The sequence below is a fragment of the Acinetobacter sp. genome (assembly GCF_041919735.1).
Classification (GTDB): Bacteria; Pseudomonadota; Gammaproteobacteria; order Pseudomonadales; family Moraxellaceae; genus Acinetobacter.
In genome coordinates this window covers 23750-38506 of record NZ_JAYRTF010000001.1, presented here as the reverse complement: position 1 = coordinate 38506, position 14757 = coordinate 23750, and the positions used below count along the sequence as shown (strand labels likewise).

The following is a 14757-nucleotide window of genomic DNA, read 5'->3' as shown; positions in this document are numbered from 1 at the left end:
AATATAAATTGTCTAGCTGCTATTGACGTGCACATAAATGTCATTAGAGTAAAGGCATCAATTAAAATAATGGATATCACCACATGAGCCATCTTGCTAAAACAATTCAAATCCGCAATACACAGTTTAAAAACCGCATTATTAAAGGCGCAATGAGCGAGGCGCTAGCCAATATGGCAGGGCAGCCAAACCATCTGCATTTTGGCTTGTATGAGGCCTGGGCTAAGGGCGGTTTAGGCTGCGCGATTACCGGCAACGTGATGGTGGATTTACGCGCCAAAAATGAACCGGGCGTGGTTGGAGTTGAGTCTGAACGCGATTTGGCTTTACTTAAGCAATGGGCTGATGTCGGTAAAAAATACGGCATGGTGCAATTGGTGCAGCTGTCGCATCCGGGACGCCAATGTCCGAAAGGCTTAAACAAAGAAACGGTTGCACCTTCAGCTGTTCCTTTTAGCCCAATGTTGGCAACCACTTTTGGCACACCGCGCGCACTGCGTGAAGAAGAAATTTTAGATATTATCCAGCGTTTTGCTACAGCAGCAGCGGTGTGTGAAAAAGCCGGTTTTGAAGGCGTGCAGCTGCATGGTGCGCATGGTTATCTGATCAGCCAGTTTTTATCGCCATTAACCAATCAACGTACCGACCAATGGGGCGGCTCCATTGAAAACCGTATGCGCTTCTTGCTTGAGGCTTATAAAGCCGTCCGCGAAGCAACGTCTGACAATTTTATTATTTCGGTAAAACTCAATTCAGCCGATTTTCAGCGTGGCGGCATCACTGAAGAAGATGTAGTGACCGTATTTAAAGCCATTGATGCAGCGGGCATTGATCTGATCGAGGTATCTGGCGGTACCTATGAAGCGCCAGCTATGGCCGGTGCCAAGGAAGATAAACGCAAAGCATCGACCATTGCCCGTGAAGCCTATTTCCTAGATTTTGCAGCAAAAATCCGTCAAGAAGTGAAATGTTATCTCATGGTGACAGGTGGCTTCCGTACCGTTGAAGGCATGAATGCGGCGCTGGATAGTGGCGCATGCGAATTTATCGGTATTGCGCGTCCATTTGCGGTAGAAACAGCGCTGGCAGACCGCTTAATTGCAGGTCAGGATGTGCGTTATGGTGTTGATAAAATTAAAACAGGTATTCCTATGGTTGATAAAATGGCGATTATGGAAATCATCTGGTATGCCGCGCAGTTTAAAGCCATTGGTGAAGGCAAACAGCCGAATCCAAAACTGTCGCCGTTAAAAGTGTTCTTTAATTATTTAAAAGGCAATTTAACTGCGGTGATTAAAGGCCGAGTGAATTCACGTAAATCGGCTTAGACGGATTGAAGGAATTTAAGTCTACGTATTTTCTGTAATTTTTCATTGGGTGACCCTTTTACTGACCAAGTGGAGGGTCATCCTGTTTTGATACGATAAAAATGATTCATGTTTAAAATAATTTATATGCTGTTTGTCTGTGGGCTCAGTTCACATGTATTTGCCAATCCTCAGTTTCAGACTGGGGATATTATTTTTCATATTTCAAAATCACAGCAAAGTTTAGTCATTCAGCAGGTAACTCATTCACCTTATAGTCATATGGGGATGATTGTGAATAAAAACGGTCAAACTTGGGTGTTAGAGGCGATACAACCTGTGCAATATACTGCACTGAATAAATGGATTGCACGTGGGGTAAAAGGGCATTATGTGGTTAAGCGAATGCAGTCAGCTTTAAATGTGAGTCAAAAACAAAAGTTGGTAAAAAATGCTGAGCAATACCTCGGCCGTCCTTATGATATTTATTTTGAATGGTCAAACCGTGCAATCTATTGTTCTGAAATTATTTGGAAAGCCTATGACCAAGCCTTGGGTATTCAGCTTGCGCCATTACAACACTTAAAACAATTTGATTTAAAACAAAGTTCAGTGCAAAAGTTGATGAAGCAACGCTATGGTCAAAACATTCCTTTAAGTGAAACGGTGATTGCGCCGAAAGCCATTTATGATTCGAAGCATTTGCAAGAAGTATTTAGAAATTAAAGCAATAAAAAAGCCCAAGTCATTATGCTTGGGCTTTTTTATAAGATGACTCTAGAAAGAATCAATCTCGAATATGGCGTCCCTACGGGGATTCGAACCCCGGTTACCGCCGTGAAAGGGCGATGTCCTAGGCCTCTAGACGATAGGGACAGTACAGAAGATCAATTTTAAAGCCAATACTTTTGATCAAATCATTTGAAGTAATGGCGTCCCTACGGGGATTCGAACCCCGGTTACCGCCGTGAAAGGGCGATGTCCTAGGCCTCTAGACGATAGGGACTTAATAAAATGTACTTCTGAAAATTGGCGTCCCTACGGGGATTCGAACCCCGGTTACCGCCGTGAAAGGGCGATGTCCTAGGCCTCTAGACGATAGGGACGTTTCAGAGGTGGGCGTATAATAGGGTGAAAATGGGGGGGTGTCAAACGCATTTCTATAAATAATTTCAGTTTTAGGTGCTGAGTGCATAAATTTAAAACAATCTGATGCAATTGTTTGAAAAATACATTGTTTATGTTGAATTTTTAAACGTATCGACAATGGCCTGAATCACGTCAGGATGTTTTAAATAACCGTCGATATCATGCGGGCGATCGATCGATGTGCGGATTTGGTGATTAATAATGGCGGGGCTGAAATCAAAAGGTGCATTTTGTAGTGGAAAAGCAGTCAGGAAATCATCATGTGAATAAAAATTAATCCAGTCGCCTGAAATTACAGCAGGGCGCTGAATGGGCTGTGGTAAATGACCTTGAATTACCCGAAAGGCTAAGGGAGAACCAAGGGTAATAAAGCAAGGCACATTTAATTCAGGATGTAGCAGCAAAAAATGATAGGCAATCACAGAACCTAAGGAATGCGCCACGATGACATTTGGTTTGGTGCTGTGTAATTGTTCATGTATGCGCACATGAACTTCGTGCATAAAATGCGGATTGGATAAATACAGATAAGTTTCAACTAAAAATTTGTGCAACAGTGTGGCATGCAATTTCGGAAAATAATTCATCAGCAGGGCAAAATCGCGCAATGCATAATCTTTACTTAATGCGCCCAGCGTATGTAGTTCATGCTGAAAGCTGTGACTATCATTCATCTGCATTTCTGGCAGCGGATTGGCTGCAGGTTGATGTTCTTCCGGTTTTGCAGGATGAATAAATGGTAAATGTATCCATGTTTGTGGCATCAGTGTGCTGGCGCTTAAGGTGTTTTCTAAATGATGGCGTGATAGTAAATCACCATAAAAGGGCATACGAAAATGCTGCTTTAAATAAGGAAAATGACAGTGCTGATGGATGTTTTTTAGACTTTGCTCAAGCAAATTGAGCCAGCGTTTTTCTAAAGATCGTGCAGTTTGGCGTTGTTGGTTCATACCGTGAATAAAAACAATATTCATAAGCAGCTCCCGCAACCAATCATTTTATTTTCATTCAGTATAAATAAAAAAGAGCAACGAAGTTGCTCTTTAATGTTGCTATTGACCAAGCGATGTATCAATTTTTGTTGTGATACAAGGTGTAGTAGCTAATGTAGCAGACCGCAATAAAGGCCAAACAACCAAAGAAGCTGATGCGCATGGTTGGATCAAAGACCATGCTGACGCAGGTAATAAAACAGAACACAAATCCGAGAATTGGCACAATTGGGAACAATGGAGCGGCAAAGCCCAGTTCTTCTTTGCTGTGACCCGCTTTATACCATTGACGGCGGAAGTTGAATTGACTGAGGCAAATGCTCATCCAGACCACAACCATGGTAAAGGCTGCAATTCCCAATAAATTGGTGAAAATCGCTTCTGGTGCAAACTGTTCAGACAGCAAGCCCGGCATACCACCAATCATGGTGACAATCACCGCAACATAAGGAATGCCGCGTGAATTGAGTTTTGAGAATACTGCTGGCAGCTGTTTTTTATAAGATAGCGACCACATCATACGTGATGCTGCAAATAAGCCCGAGTTCGCCGCAGACAATAATGCCGTGATAATCACAAAACGGATAATGTCTTCGGCATAAGGAATACCGATATGCTGGAAGACGGTCACGAATGGACTGCTGCTGACGCCTTCAGCGGCCAAGCCAGCTTCCTGATGCGGCAGTAAAGCAGTGACCACCACAATGGTTCCGACAAAGAAAATCAGCAAGCGGAAAATTGCGGTATTAATGGCTTTAGGCACGTTCTTGGCAGGATCTTTGGTTTCACCGGCAGCCACACCAATCAATTCTGTTCCTGAAAAGGCAAAATTCACAATCAGCATGGTGGTGAAGATCGGGAAAAGACCTTCTGGGAACCAGCCTTGAGCGGTTAAATTGCTGAATAGCGGTGCAGATTCATAACCGCGATAACCCAGTACCCCAAAAATAGCCAATAAACCTAAAAGAATGAAGGCCACCACGGTAATCACTTTGACCAAAGCCAGCCAAAATTCAGATTCGGCAAACCAGCGGGTCGAGGTCATATTCAACAGGAATACAAATACCCCAAAAATCAGCGTCCACATCCACATGGAACTGTCAGGGAACCATTCCTGCATCAGCAGCGCAGCGGCGGTAAATTCCGTTCCCAAGGTTACAGACCATGTCAGCCAGTACAGCCACGTCATGGTATAGCCTGTGCCTGGGCCGATATAGCGGGTGGCATACGCGCCAAAAGAGCCGGACTCAGGCATGTGGACAGCCAGCTCACCAAGGCAGAGCATGACCATATAGGCGATAACGCCGCCTAAAAAATAAGAAAGAATGGCACCGACAGGCCCCGTTTGTGCAATGACTTCACCCGACCCTAAAAATAGGCCTGTACCGATTGCGCCGCCAAGCGAAATCATGACCAGATGCCGAGTACTCATAGCGCGTTTTAAAGGCGCAGAATTGCCCTGATGCGAAGCATCATTCGGAGATGAGTGCATAAAATGTCATTAAGAAAAAACAGTGAGGCGAGCTATTGTAGAGAAAATCAGCAAGAGTGCAATCGCGATTTAATTATTTGATGAAATGATAATCTATGAAAATAGAGAATATAGCAAGATATGGCGTCCCTACGGGGATTCGAACCCCGGTTACCGCCGTGAAAGGGCGATGTCCTAGGCCTCTAGACGATAGGGACGTTGTGAGGTGATGGCTATATTAGGGATTTTTAAAAAAGCTGTCAAACCCGAGATGGCATTATTTTTATAATCTTGAATTATGTGATTAAAAAATGAAAGATTTATTTTAAGCCGGCCAATTTCAAAGCACATTTATCCTGAATCGGCGCATTTTCAATGCGCCATTCTTGGGCAATAAGCGGGGTGGAATCCTTCATTTAAAATAGGCAGCCTGAGCAAGCTATTTGAAAAAAGCCGAATGAATAGGCAGTCAATAAAAACCGGTCATTAAAAAAGCGCAGCATTGACGCTGCGCTTTTGATGTTTTGGAAAATGCCTTTAAAAACGGTTTTTAAAGGCGATTCTAAAAAAATCTGGCGAGAGGCTGCATGGAGCATTGGCAGCCGTTCTTAATTTTTATTGTGATACAGCCAGTAATAGCTGGCGTAACACGCCGCCATAAACAGCAGGCAGCCAATAAAGCCAGACAGCATTTCAGGGTCTGCTGCCATGCTGAGGCCGGTCGCCGTACAGCAGACAAAACCTAAAATAGGCACTAGAGGGAACCATGGCGTTCTGAATTTCAGTTCAGATACACTATGTCCGGCTTTCAGCCATTGGCGGCGGAAATTGAATTGGCTCCAGCAAATGCTCATCCAGACAATCACCATAGTAAAGGCAGCCACCCCCATCAGGTTTTTGAAGATGACATCGGCGCCAAATTGTTCAGACAGCAGGCCCGGCAAGCCGCCAATCATGGTGACCCAAATGGCGACCACAGGAACGCCTGTTTTGCTGACTTTAGAGAAAACGCGCGGCAGCTGGTTTTGCGCAGACAGCGCCCACATCATGCGTGAAGCGGCATATAAGCCTGAGTTGGCCGTAGACAGCAGGGCGGTAATAATCACAAAACGGATAATGTCTTCTGCATAAGGAATGCCCATTAAATTGAAGACCGATACGAATGGGCTGCTGCTGAGGCCGCCGTGACCGCCGACATTTAAGCCGGCATCGGTATAGTTGAGCAATGAACTGATGACAATGATGGTGCCGACAAAGAAAATCATCAGGCGCCATACGGCTGCATGAATGGCTTTCGGCACATTTTTCTCAGGATTTTCTGTTTCACCTGCGGCGATACCGATCATTTCTGTGCCGTTAAAGGCAAAATTCACAATCAGCAAGGTCGCAAACAGCGGGAACAGGCCGTTCGGCAGCCAGCCATGTTCGGTTAAATTGCTGAACAGCGGCGCTGAGGTATAGCCTTCAAATGGAATCCAGCCAAAAATGCAGGCAAAGCCCAGCGCAATAAACACCAGAACGGTAGCCACTTTAATGAAGGACAGCCAAAATTCCGATTCTGCAAAGGTGCGTGTAGAACTGAGGTTGGAAATCAGCACGCCTGCGGCAAAAATCAGCGTCCAAAGCCAAATGGAGGTTTGCGGGAACCACTCCTGCACGAGCATCGCTGCTGCGGTAAATTCAGTCCCTAAGGTTGCAGACCAGCCTAGCCAGTACATCCAAGACACCATATAGCCTGTGCCGGGGCCGATATAATTGGTGGCAAATGCCCCGAAAGAGCCAGAGACCGGCAAGTGTACGGCCAATTCACCTAGGCACAGCATCACCATATAGGCGATCAGGCCGCCGATGATATACGCCAGAACAGCGCCTAAAGGCCCGGCTTGAGAAATCACTTCGCCAGAACCCATGAATAGGCCAGTACCAATTGCACCGCCTAAAGAAAGCATAATCAAATGACGTGTAGTCATCGCGCGTTTTAACGACGGCGAATTCCCTTCCGCAGGCGAGTGCTGCGAAGGCTGAGAGGGAGATTGCATAGATTGAAGACAAAAGTTTTTAAAACGATATTTTATAGGTTCATTATGTGAAAAATCATATAAATCGATTTTTTCTTATGATTTATATTTTGTTATCAATAAAATAGATATAAATGTTTGGCTTAAGGGGCGGGCTGAGCTGCCGGGCGCGGTGCAGAAGAGAGCTGTTTGGATTTTGCAGGCTGAGCGCTGTCATCACGGTTCACCACATAAATATATAGCGCAGCAGGAAGCAGAATCAGGATGACCAGCAGGATATTTTTAAGCATAAATGTGGGAAAGATTGAAAAAGCCCGCACAGTATAGCGAAAACAGCGCAGGCTGTAAGCCGCAAAATTTGTGAAGACAAGCTGCATTGTTTTCAGTCAGGCAAATATTTAAGCGCTAAAATTTAAAGGTGATGTCGGCAATGAATTGACGGCCGATATCTGGATAAACGATGCCCGAAGACACATAGGTATTTTTGCGGTCGGTGACATTGTTTACGGTTAAGCTAAGTGTTGTTTGGCTGCCATGAGCCATCGGGATGTCATATGCCGCCCGTAAATCCCAGTAAAATTTATTTTTAGCGGTATATGGCGTGTACATGTCATATTCGATGCCGTTTTCATCGGTATAGCCTTTGACAGTTTTTTTCATGGCGTCGGCTTTGCCTTGATAGCTGATGAAGTTATTAATGGAGAAAGGCAAGCGGTCAAACTGAATATCCCAGCCTAGGCGTGTTGTCCATGGCGTGTTGAAGGTTTCGGCAGGGCGGTCTTCGGCGTTGATGATTTTGCCGTCATAATGAATTTCTGGCGTTCCTATATAGAAGCTCGAGCTGTACGAGTTAAAGTTGCGCTCCGTTTGAGTATAGTCCGCATCGAAGCTGAACCGATGCTGGCTGCTTAAGAATTGAAGCGGCTGAATATTGCGGATGCTCAGGCTGAAAATATCGGATTCTGAACGCCCGGAATTATCGTAAGTATAGGTGCTTCTTGCACTGTCGATGCTCGGATCAATCAGCGATTGCGTTCTGCGCAGCTGGTCTTTGTTTTTACGGTTGACCCATTTTAAGCCCATGAACGCATTGGCATATCTGCCATTCACGGCAAACAGGGTTTCATCCGCGTAGGGGCTGTCAAGCTGTGAACGGTAGCTATAAGAGGCTGCCGTGTTTTTATCTTTCCAGTTATTGCTTAAATCCGTACGGGTCTGACTGGCCAGCAATAAGCCTTTGCGGTCTTGCAGCTCATTATAGAATGCATTTAAGCCATAGTAGCGGTTCCAGCCCGCAGAGAAATACAGGCTGTCACTGCCGAAAGGCCTATAAACCAATGCGCTGCGGGGCGCAATCGTATTGTTTTTGGTTAAGCTGTCGTAGTCTGTTCTTAAGCCTAATGTCGCAGTGAAATATTGATCCCATTGAATCTGATTTTCTGCAAACGCATGCCAGCGGTCTTGCTGCATCTGAATTTTGCCTGCTAAGTAGGCTGTTCTGTTCGCAAGATATTGCCCATCAGATCCATTGCCTTCATCGCAGGCATCCAAGCGCTCGCCTGAAGCATCATAGCAAGTCAGATTGTTTTTGCTGCCTGCCGCGCCTGAGTAAATATAAGTTGTTTCAGGCCTTTCCCAATAGGCATTGTAATGCCCATAGCCCGCACCAAGCTTGAAGGTTTGGCGGGTACGGCCAATATGGATCGGCTCAAATATGGCTTTAGCCGTGTATTCCAGCTTTTCTTCCTGCTGTTCCATGGTGCCGAAGCTGCCTTCAATTTGCGTGCCGGATGCGCGCCAGTTTTTCGTGGATGACTTTAACCATGAGTAGTTGTCTTTTTCACCTTCACGCGATGCAGTTTGTGTCTGGTAGCTGAGCTGCTGTTCGATTTGAACAGTATTGAAATTTTGATCGTAGTTGATATAAAAATTTTGGCTGTCCGAAACATGAATGCTTTCAGAGTTGGCTGTTGTCGCTAGAAAATAGGCGCCTTCAGATGCCATCAACTGTGCGCCGATTTTCAGAGCGGCTTGATCATTCGGAGTATAAAATAATTCTAAGCCGGCATTGGATGATTCACGTTTTTGATCAAAATCCGCAGGCGTGCTGATGCTGGTTTTGAGCGGAATATCGGATCTGCGGTATGAACCGGACGCGTTCATGGCTAATGTTTCAGACAGCCGGCCATAAGCCGTGGCGCTGATTCCTTGTTTGGTAAAGAAAGGCTGGTTTGCTTCACTGACGGAGTTTTCGAAGCTGTCCGCTTGTTCTTGCGTCGGAAAGTGGATTTTCGTCCAGCGATCTGCGGTGTAGTCATAGCTGATATGGCCATGCATTTTGCCGATTGCCGTGGCGGGCGCACAGGTTTCGGCACTGACCACACCGCCGGTAAACTCGCCGTATTCTGCACTGACATTGCTGTCTAAAACGGTAAGTTTGCACAATAAGTCTGTATTGACCGCGACTGTTTGCGAGCTTCCCATCAATTCCGAAACATTTGCGCTGCCGGCGCTGCTGTCAGGATTGATGCTGTTGTTGATACTCATCCCATTCATGAGAAATTTATTGTCATAGGGCAGGCCGCCATTAATGCTGATTTCGGAAGAGTTCAGTTCACCTTGCTTTAAGCCGCTGCGTGCGTTTGAGTCAAACTGCACATTCGGATTTACTTTCAGAAAATCAGTAATATTTTTCGAACTGTTCGGCGTTTTTTCTAAATCTTCTTTGCTATACGATGTTTGGCCTGCTTCGTCTGCTTTGGTGACTTCAACTGTAATGGTATCGAGTTTGGCCGCAGGCTGAATGCGGGTATTTTCAAGATCACCGGCATATGCGAGAGGGCTAAGCGCAGCAAAAATAGCCAAAGTGAGCGGGGAATAGGCAAATCGCATAATAGTTGAAGATAGTGTTAATAATAATGCGAATAATTATTATTAACTTTAATGAATTAATCAATATAAATGAGAATTATTTTCAATATGGGCTGGTTTTAAGTCTAAAAAGAAGGCAATAAAAAAATACGGGGGAGAAGGCTGAAAATAAATAAGCCCCGCAGCGCTTTCAATTTGAATCAGCCAATTGGCTTCAATCTGCTCAAATTTACAGTCAGCGGGGCAGGGCAGCGGTTATTTATCTGCGCTTAAGGTATCTAACAAACTTGGGCCCAGTTTATTCAAGATAAAGCAGAATAATTCAGCCGTTTTTTGCGTGTCATACAGTGCGGAGTGGGCTTCTTTGCCGTCAAACTCAATGCCGGCCTGAATGCAGGATTTGGCTAAGACAGTTTGGCCAAAGACCACAGCGCTTAATGTCACGGTATCAAAAACAGAAAAACTGTGGAAAGGATTCTGATTTTTGGTGCCAGTACGCGCAATTGCAGCCTGTACAAAACCTAAGTCAAAATGCGCATTGTGGCCGACCAATACGGCATGCGTGCAGCCTTGCTGGCGGCGCACTTCATTGACTGATTTGAAAATCCGTTTCAATGCGGATTTTTCATCTTCAGCCATAGCCATGCGCATTGGATTAAACGGGTCAACGCCAATAAAATCCAATGATCTGCGGTCTAAATTTGCACCTTCAAAAGGGTTGATATGCGCATGATGCGCTTCGCCCGGCACAAATTTTCCTGCTGCATCATACACAATCGGTATGGCTGCAATTTCCAATAATGCATCGGTCTGTGAATTAAAGCCTGCGGTTTCGACATCGACAACGACAGGCAGAAATCCACGGAAACGCTGACCAATTACTGGTAGAGTTTCATCTGTCACACTTTTCTCCATTGAATGGTTTTACCCGCATGCAGCGGAATAATCTGTTCACCATCCAAATAGTCTAAACTTTCAGGAATCATTTGATCTTCTTTAACCAAGGTAATGGTCTTGGTATTGCGCGGCAGGCCGTAGAAGTCTGCGCCAAAGTGGCTGGCAAAGCCTTCCAAGCGGTCAATTTTGCCCACTTGATCAAATGCTTGAGCATACAGCTCGATTGCGGTAGGCGCACTATAGCACCCTGCGCAGCCGCATGCATTTTCTTTGGCATTTTTTGAGTGCGGCGCACTGTCTGTTCCTAAGAAAAACTTAGGGTTGCCGCTGGTCGCCACTTCAAGCAGAGTTTGCTGATGGGTTTGACGCTTTAAAATCGGCAGGCAGTAAAAATGCGGTTTGATGCCGCCAATCAGCATGTCGTTGCGGTTGAACAGCAAATGCTGCGGGGTAATGGTGGCAGCGACATTGCGGTCATGCTCCAGAACAAAGTGCGCAGCTTCGCTGGTGGTGATGTGTTCCAGCACCAATTTTAATTTTGGAAACTGCTGCAGCAGCGGAGAAAGCACTTCATCCACGAAACGCTTTTCACGGTCAAAAATGTCGACATGATTATGCGTCACTTCACCATGCAGCAATAGAGGCACTTGATGCTCTTCCATTTGCTCAATCACGCCGTACACTTTGCTGATGTCGCTTACGCCGCTGTCAGAGTTTGTCGTTGCGCCAGCTGGGTAAAGCTTGATTGCATTGACATGTTCAGACTGCTTAATCTTCAGGACTTCGCTTGGCGCAGTATTATCGGTGAAATACAGCACCATGCGAGGATCGAAATCAACGCCTTCCGGCACATGCGCCATAATGCGCTCGCGGTAAGCATTGGCTTCTTCAACTGTTTTTACAGGCGGGACGAGGTTCGGCATGCAGATCGCACGGGCAAATTGCTTGGCTAAATCAGGCACTGTGCGCTTTAATGCTAAACCGTCGCGCAAATGCGCATGCCAGTCATCTGGCTGAAGGATAGTAATCGTGTTCAAGGCGATTTCAAACTTGGAAATAAAACAAATGATAATGCATAAAGTGTGAAAATGGTAACGTGTTTTAAAGACAAATGGCGGGAGTGCTGTAAATAAACCGAAAAAAATATGTTATCTTTAATAGACTAAAATAATTACATCAATCGTTGGCAATGGAATACAAGTATAACCTTGCAAAATTGCAATATGATAAAGAAAAATTAGAAGAATTGATTGCACGCCAAAACCGCCGTGTGGGGCAGGTTTTTCCTAAAAGGCTTGAGACTCAATTTTGGCGCGCGAATCTAGAACGCGCCAAAGACAATATCAATCAATATGTCTGGACCGGCGTCTTAGCTTATTTCATCCTCATTTTATTGATCATTCCCGGCGATTACTGGATTATTGAACAAGCTTATTTTGCGCACGATTTCATTCATTGCCTGGCTGGGCTGGCCAATGGCGCGCTCAGCTTGTTGATGCTGTATATTTTTGCCCATCATCAAAAATTGAAACCCTATTTCCCGCATGCGGCGATGGCCGTGGTCTTTTGGTCGGTGATTTCCATGTCATGGCTGACCATGACGGTGCATACGCCTGCACTGAAGCATCAGGCCATGATGATCATCTGCATGATCTATATTTTGGGCTATATTTTAACAGGGGTAAAACCGGTGCAAATGCTGTGGGTTGGGCTGACTGCGGCGGTTGTGACCTTGCTGATGCTGTTTTCGCTGTATGTGAAATTTGATGCCATGGTGATGGGGCGGGTACTGGTCGGCAGCTGCGTCTTTGGTTTTGCGATCAGCAAAATGCTGTGTACGCGCGAACGGATGATTTTTCTCAGTATGCTGCGCGCCGATGTCAGTGAAAAAATCCACCGTATTCATACCGCGGAGCTGCTGCATCTCAGCCAGCATGATGAGCTGACGAAAATTTCAAACCGCCGCACGTTTGATGAAATGCTGGATACCTGCTATGAGCAGGCAAAACGCGATGAAAGCGCGCTTTCCATCTTATTTATTGACGTTGACCATTTCAAAAACTATAACGATTTTTATGGCCATCAAAAAGGTGATGATGTGATTTCATCCATTGCGAAAACCATTAAAAATGCCATCCGGCATATGGATTTTGTCGCGCGCTACGGCGGCGAAGAATTTGTGGTGCTGCTGCCGGAAACCGATGCGCATGGCGCTTATGCGGTGGCATCCAATATTTACAAGGCCATTGACCGCTTAGAAATTCCGCATGCGAAATCGTCGGTGTCCAGCCATGTCACGATCAGCCTAGGGATTACGGTATTCCGCGGTGAAGACTTATCCAAAGAAGATTTGCTGTCTATTGCGGATCAAGCGCTGTACCGCGCAAAACAATTGGGCCGCAATCAGATTTATTATCAATCTATCCGTGCTGCACACGTGGCTTAAGTTTCAGCTAGATTTTCCGCTTTTAAGCTGCTGATTTTTTGACTTAAACTTGAACCGTTATTTTCATCTAAACAATGCATTGCGGACAATGCCGAAAGCGGAAGCCCATCAATTCTGTACTGGATTTGCAATTTTATTTTAAGCATAAAAAAACCGCTCAAATGAGCGGTTTTTTTGACTCAACAAATCTTATTTGTTTTTGTCTTTCAGCTGAGGCACAGCAGAACCAGTACCTACAGCCAGTAAGCCTGCACCAGTGTAGATGCCCAATTTCGCGCGGGTGTCTGTGATGTCGAGGTTACGCATGGTCAATTGGCCAATACGGTCTGCAGGAGAGAACATAGAATCGCCTTTTTCCATAGTCAAGCGTTCAGCTTCGTATGTCAGGTTTTCAGATTCAGTGTTCATGATGGTGTAGTCATTACCGCGGCGAAGCTCTAAAGTCACAGTGCCTGTAATTGCTTTCGCTACCCAGCGCTGTGCAGTTTCACGAAGCATAAGCGCTTGTGAATCGAACCAGCGGCCTTGGTACAGTAAACGGCCTAAACGCAAACCGTTGATGCGGTATTGCTCGATGGTATCTTCGTTATGAATACCAGTTACAAGGCGTTCATAAGCGATGTGAAGCAGCGCCATACCCGGTGCTTCGTAGATGCCGCGAGATTTCGCTTCAATGATGCGGTTTTCGATTTGGTCAGACATGCCTAAACCATGACGGCCGCCGATACGATTCGCTTCAAGAATGAATTCCACTGGGTTTTCGATGCGCTTGCCGTTCAATGCAACAGGGAAGCCTTCTTCGAAAGTGACAGAAACTTCTTCAGCTTTAACTTCTACGTCATCTTTCCAGAATGCAACGCCCATGATTGGGTCAACGATTTTGATGCCGGCATTCAGGTATTCAAGATCTTTTGCTTCGTGAGTTGCGCCTAACATGTTTGAATCTGTTGAGTACGCTTTCTCTTTTGACATTTTATAGTCAAAACCATTGTCGATCAGGAACTGTGACATTTCTGCACGGCCGCCTAATTCGTCAATAAAGGTTTGGTCTAACCAAGGTTTGTAGATTTTAAGTGATGGGTTAGTCAGCAGGCCATAACGGTAGAAACGTTCAATGTCGTTGCCTTTATAAGTCGAGCCGTCACCCCAGATGTTGACGTCATCTTCTTTCATTGCGGTAACCAGCATGGTGCCTGTTACTGCACGACCTAGTGGAGTCGTATTGAAATAAGGCATACCGCCAGTCGAAATGTGAAAAGCGCCGCACTGGATCGCTGCAATGCCTTCAAGCGCAAGCTGTAGACGGCAATCGACTAAGCGAGCTTTTACTGCGCCGTAAGCTTCTGCTTTTTTCGGAATCGCATCATAGTCATCTTCATCAGGCTGACCCAAGTTTGCTGTATAAGCATACGGTTCTGCGCCTTTTTGTTTCATCCACAAAAGAGCAGCTGAAGTATCTAGACCACCAGAGAAGGCAATACCAACTTTTTTGCCAACAGGGACATTCTGCAAGATAGTTGCATTATCAGTCATTGTTAATCCTAACGATATGAAAATAGGCACCTTGAAATGGGTGGCCCAAGAGAATACAAATTTCTGCAATCAT

General features: G+C 45.4%; 11 protein-coding genes and 4 tRNA genes. 3 read left to right on the top strand and 12 right to left on the bottom strand.

What is annotated here, in order from left to right:
- The first annotated feature begins 83 nt into the window (after positions 1-83).
- Complete coding sequence (locus tag ACE3T3_RS00180) at positions 84-1328, top strand: NADH:flavin oxidoreductase/NADH oxidase family protein (RefSeq protein ID WP_374662997.1); 1245 nt, start codon at positions 84-86, stop codon at positions 1326-1328.
- A 108-nt stretch (positions 1329-1436) separates the two neighbouring features.
- Positions 1437-2033, top strand: a complete 597-nt coding sequence (locus ACE3T3_RS00175) for a YiiX family permuted papain-like enzyme (RefSeq protein ID WP_374662996.1) — start codon at positions 1437-1439, stop codon at positions 2031-2033.
- A gap of 74 nt (positions 2034-2107) precedes the next feature.
- Here the strand turns inward: ACE3T3_RS00175 and ACE3T3_RS00170 are convergent.
- From ACE3T3_RS00170 to pyrC, 11 genes are all read right to left on the bottom strand, one after another.
- Positions 2108-2183 (bottom strand) — tRNA-Glu (locus ACE3T3_RS00170).
- A gap of 54 nt (positions 2184-2237) precedes the next feature.
- Positions 2238-2313 (bottom strand) — tRNA-Glu (locus ACE3T3_RS00165).
- 24 nt (positions 2314-2337) lie between these two features.
- Positions 2338-2413 (bottom strand) — tRNA-Glu (locus ACE3T3_RS00160).
- A 132-nt stretch (positions 2414-2545) separates the two neighbouring features.
- Positions 2546-3430, bottom strand: a complete 885-nt coding sequence (locus tag ACE3T3_RS00155) for an alpha/beta hydrolase (RefSeq protein ID WP_374662995.1) — start codon at positions 3428-3430, stop codon at positions 2546-2548.
- A gap of 97 nt (positions 3431-3527) precedes the next feature.
- Positions 3528-4940 (bottom strand): amino acid permease, encoded by a 1413-nt coding sequence (locus ACE3T3_RS00150; RefSeq protein ID WP_374662994.1) that lies wholly within the window; start codon positions 4938-4940, stop codon positions 3528-3530.
- Between the two features lie 121 nt (positions 4941-5061).
- Positions 5062-5137, bottom strand: a tRNA-Glu gene (locus ACE3T3_RS00145).
- Between the two features lie 390 nt (positions 5138-5527).
- The gene (locus ACE3T3_RS00140) at positions 5528-6958 is read right to left on the bottom strand and encodes an amino acid permease (protein WP_374662993.1); all 1431 of its coding nucleotides are present in this window, start codon (positions 6956-6958) and stop codon (positions 5528-5530) included.
- Positions 6959-7080: 122 nt separating this feature from the next.
- Positions 7081-7227 carry a hypothetical protein gene (locus ACE3T3_RS00135; RefSeq protein ID WP_374662992.1) on the bottom strand — a complete coding sequence of 49 codons (147 nt, stop codon included), beginning with the start codon at positions 7225-7227 and terminating at the stop codon, positions 7081-7083.
- A 115-nt stretch (positions 7228-7342) separates the two neighbouring features.
- Positions 7343-9829 carry a TonB-dependent receptor plug domain-containing protein gene (locus tag ACE3T3_RS00130; protein WP_374662991.1) on the bottom strand — a complete coding sequence of 829 codons (2487 nt, stop codon included), beginning with the start codon at positions 9827-9829 and terminating at the stop codon, positions 7343-7345.
- Positions 9830-10063: 234 nt separating this feature from the next.
- Positions 10064-10723, bottom strand: a complete 660-nt coding sequence (rnt, locus tag ACE3T3_RS00125; protein WP_374662990.1) for a ribonuclease T — start codon at positions 10721-10723, stop codon at positions 10064-10066.
- Positions 10708-11742 carry a dihydroorotase gene (gene pyrC / locus ACE3T3_RS00120; RefSeq protein WP_374662989.1) on the bottom strand — a complete coding sequence of 345 codons (1035 nt, stop codon included), beginning with the start codon at positions 11740-11742 and terminating at the stop codon, positions 10708-10710. The genes rnt and pyrC overlap by 16 nt, the downstream gene beginning before the upstream one ends.
- A 152-nt stretch (positions 11743-11894) precedes the next feature.
- Between pyrC and ACE3T3_RS00115 the strand changes: the two genes are divergently transcribed.
- A complete protein-coding gene (locus ACE3T3_RS00115) occupies positions 11895-13151 on the top strand; it encodes a GGDEF domain-containing protein (RefSeq protein ID WP_374662988.1) in 1257 nt (418 codons plus the stop codon).
- 189 nt (positions 13152-13340) lie between these two features.
- Here the strand turns inward: ACE3T3_RS00115 and argG are convergent, their stop codons facing one another.
- Positions 13341-14684: an argininosuccinate synthase gene (argG, locus tag ACE3T3_RS00110; RefSeq protein ID WP_374662987.1), complete on the bottom strand. Its 1344-nt coding sequence runs from the start codon at positions 14682-14684 to the stop codon at positions 13341-13343.
- Between the last annotated feature and the right edge of the window lie 73 nt (positions 14685-14757).

Bases quoted from the DNA above. Each gene is read 5' to 3' on its own strand.
- ACE3T3_RS00180 (WP_374662997.1), top strand. From the start codon at position 84: ATGAGCCATCTTGCTAAAACAATTCAAATCCGCAATACACAGTTTAAA.
- ACE3T3_RS00175 (WP_374662996.1), top strand. From the start codon at position 1,437: ATGTTTAAAATAATTTATATGCTGTTTGTCTGTGGGCTCAGTTCACAT.
- ACE3T3_RS00155 (WP_374662995.1), bottom strand. From the start codon at position 3,430: ATGAATATTGTTTTTATTCACGGTATGAACCAACAACGCCAAACTGCA.
- ACE3T3_RS00150 (WP_374662994.1), bottom strand. From the start codon at position 4,940: ATGCACTCATCTCCGAATGATGCTTCGCATCAGGGCAATTCTGCGCCT.
- ACE3T3_RS00140 (WP_374662993.1), bottom strand. From the start codon at position 6,958: ATGCAATCTCCCTCTCAGCCTTCGCAGCACTCGCCTGCGGAAGGGAAT.
- ACE3T3_RS00135 (WP_374662992.1), bottom strand. From the start codon at position 7,227: ATGCTTAAAAATATCCTGCTGGTCATCCTGATTCTGCTTCCTGCTGCG.
- ACE3T3_RS00130 (WP_374662991.1), bottom strand. From the start codon at position 9,829: ATGCGATTTGCCTATTCCCCGCTCACTTTGGCTATTTTTGCTGCGCTT.
- rnt (WP_374662990.1), bottom strand. From the start codon at position 10,723: ATGGAGAAAAGTGTGACAGATGAAACTCTACCAGTAATTGGTCAGCGT.
- ACE3T3_RS00115 (WP_374662988.1), top strand. From the start codon at position 11,895: ATGGAATACAAGTATAACCTTGCAAAATTGCAATATGATAAAGAAAAA.
- argG (WP_374662987.1), bottom strand. From the start codon at position 14,684: ATGACTGATAATGCAACTATCTTGCAGAATGTCCCTGTTGGCAAAAAA.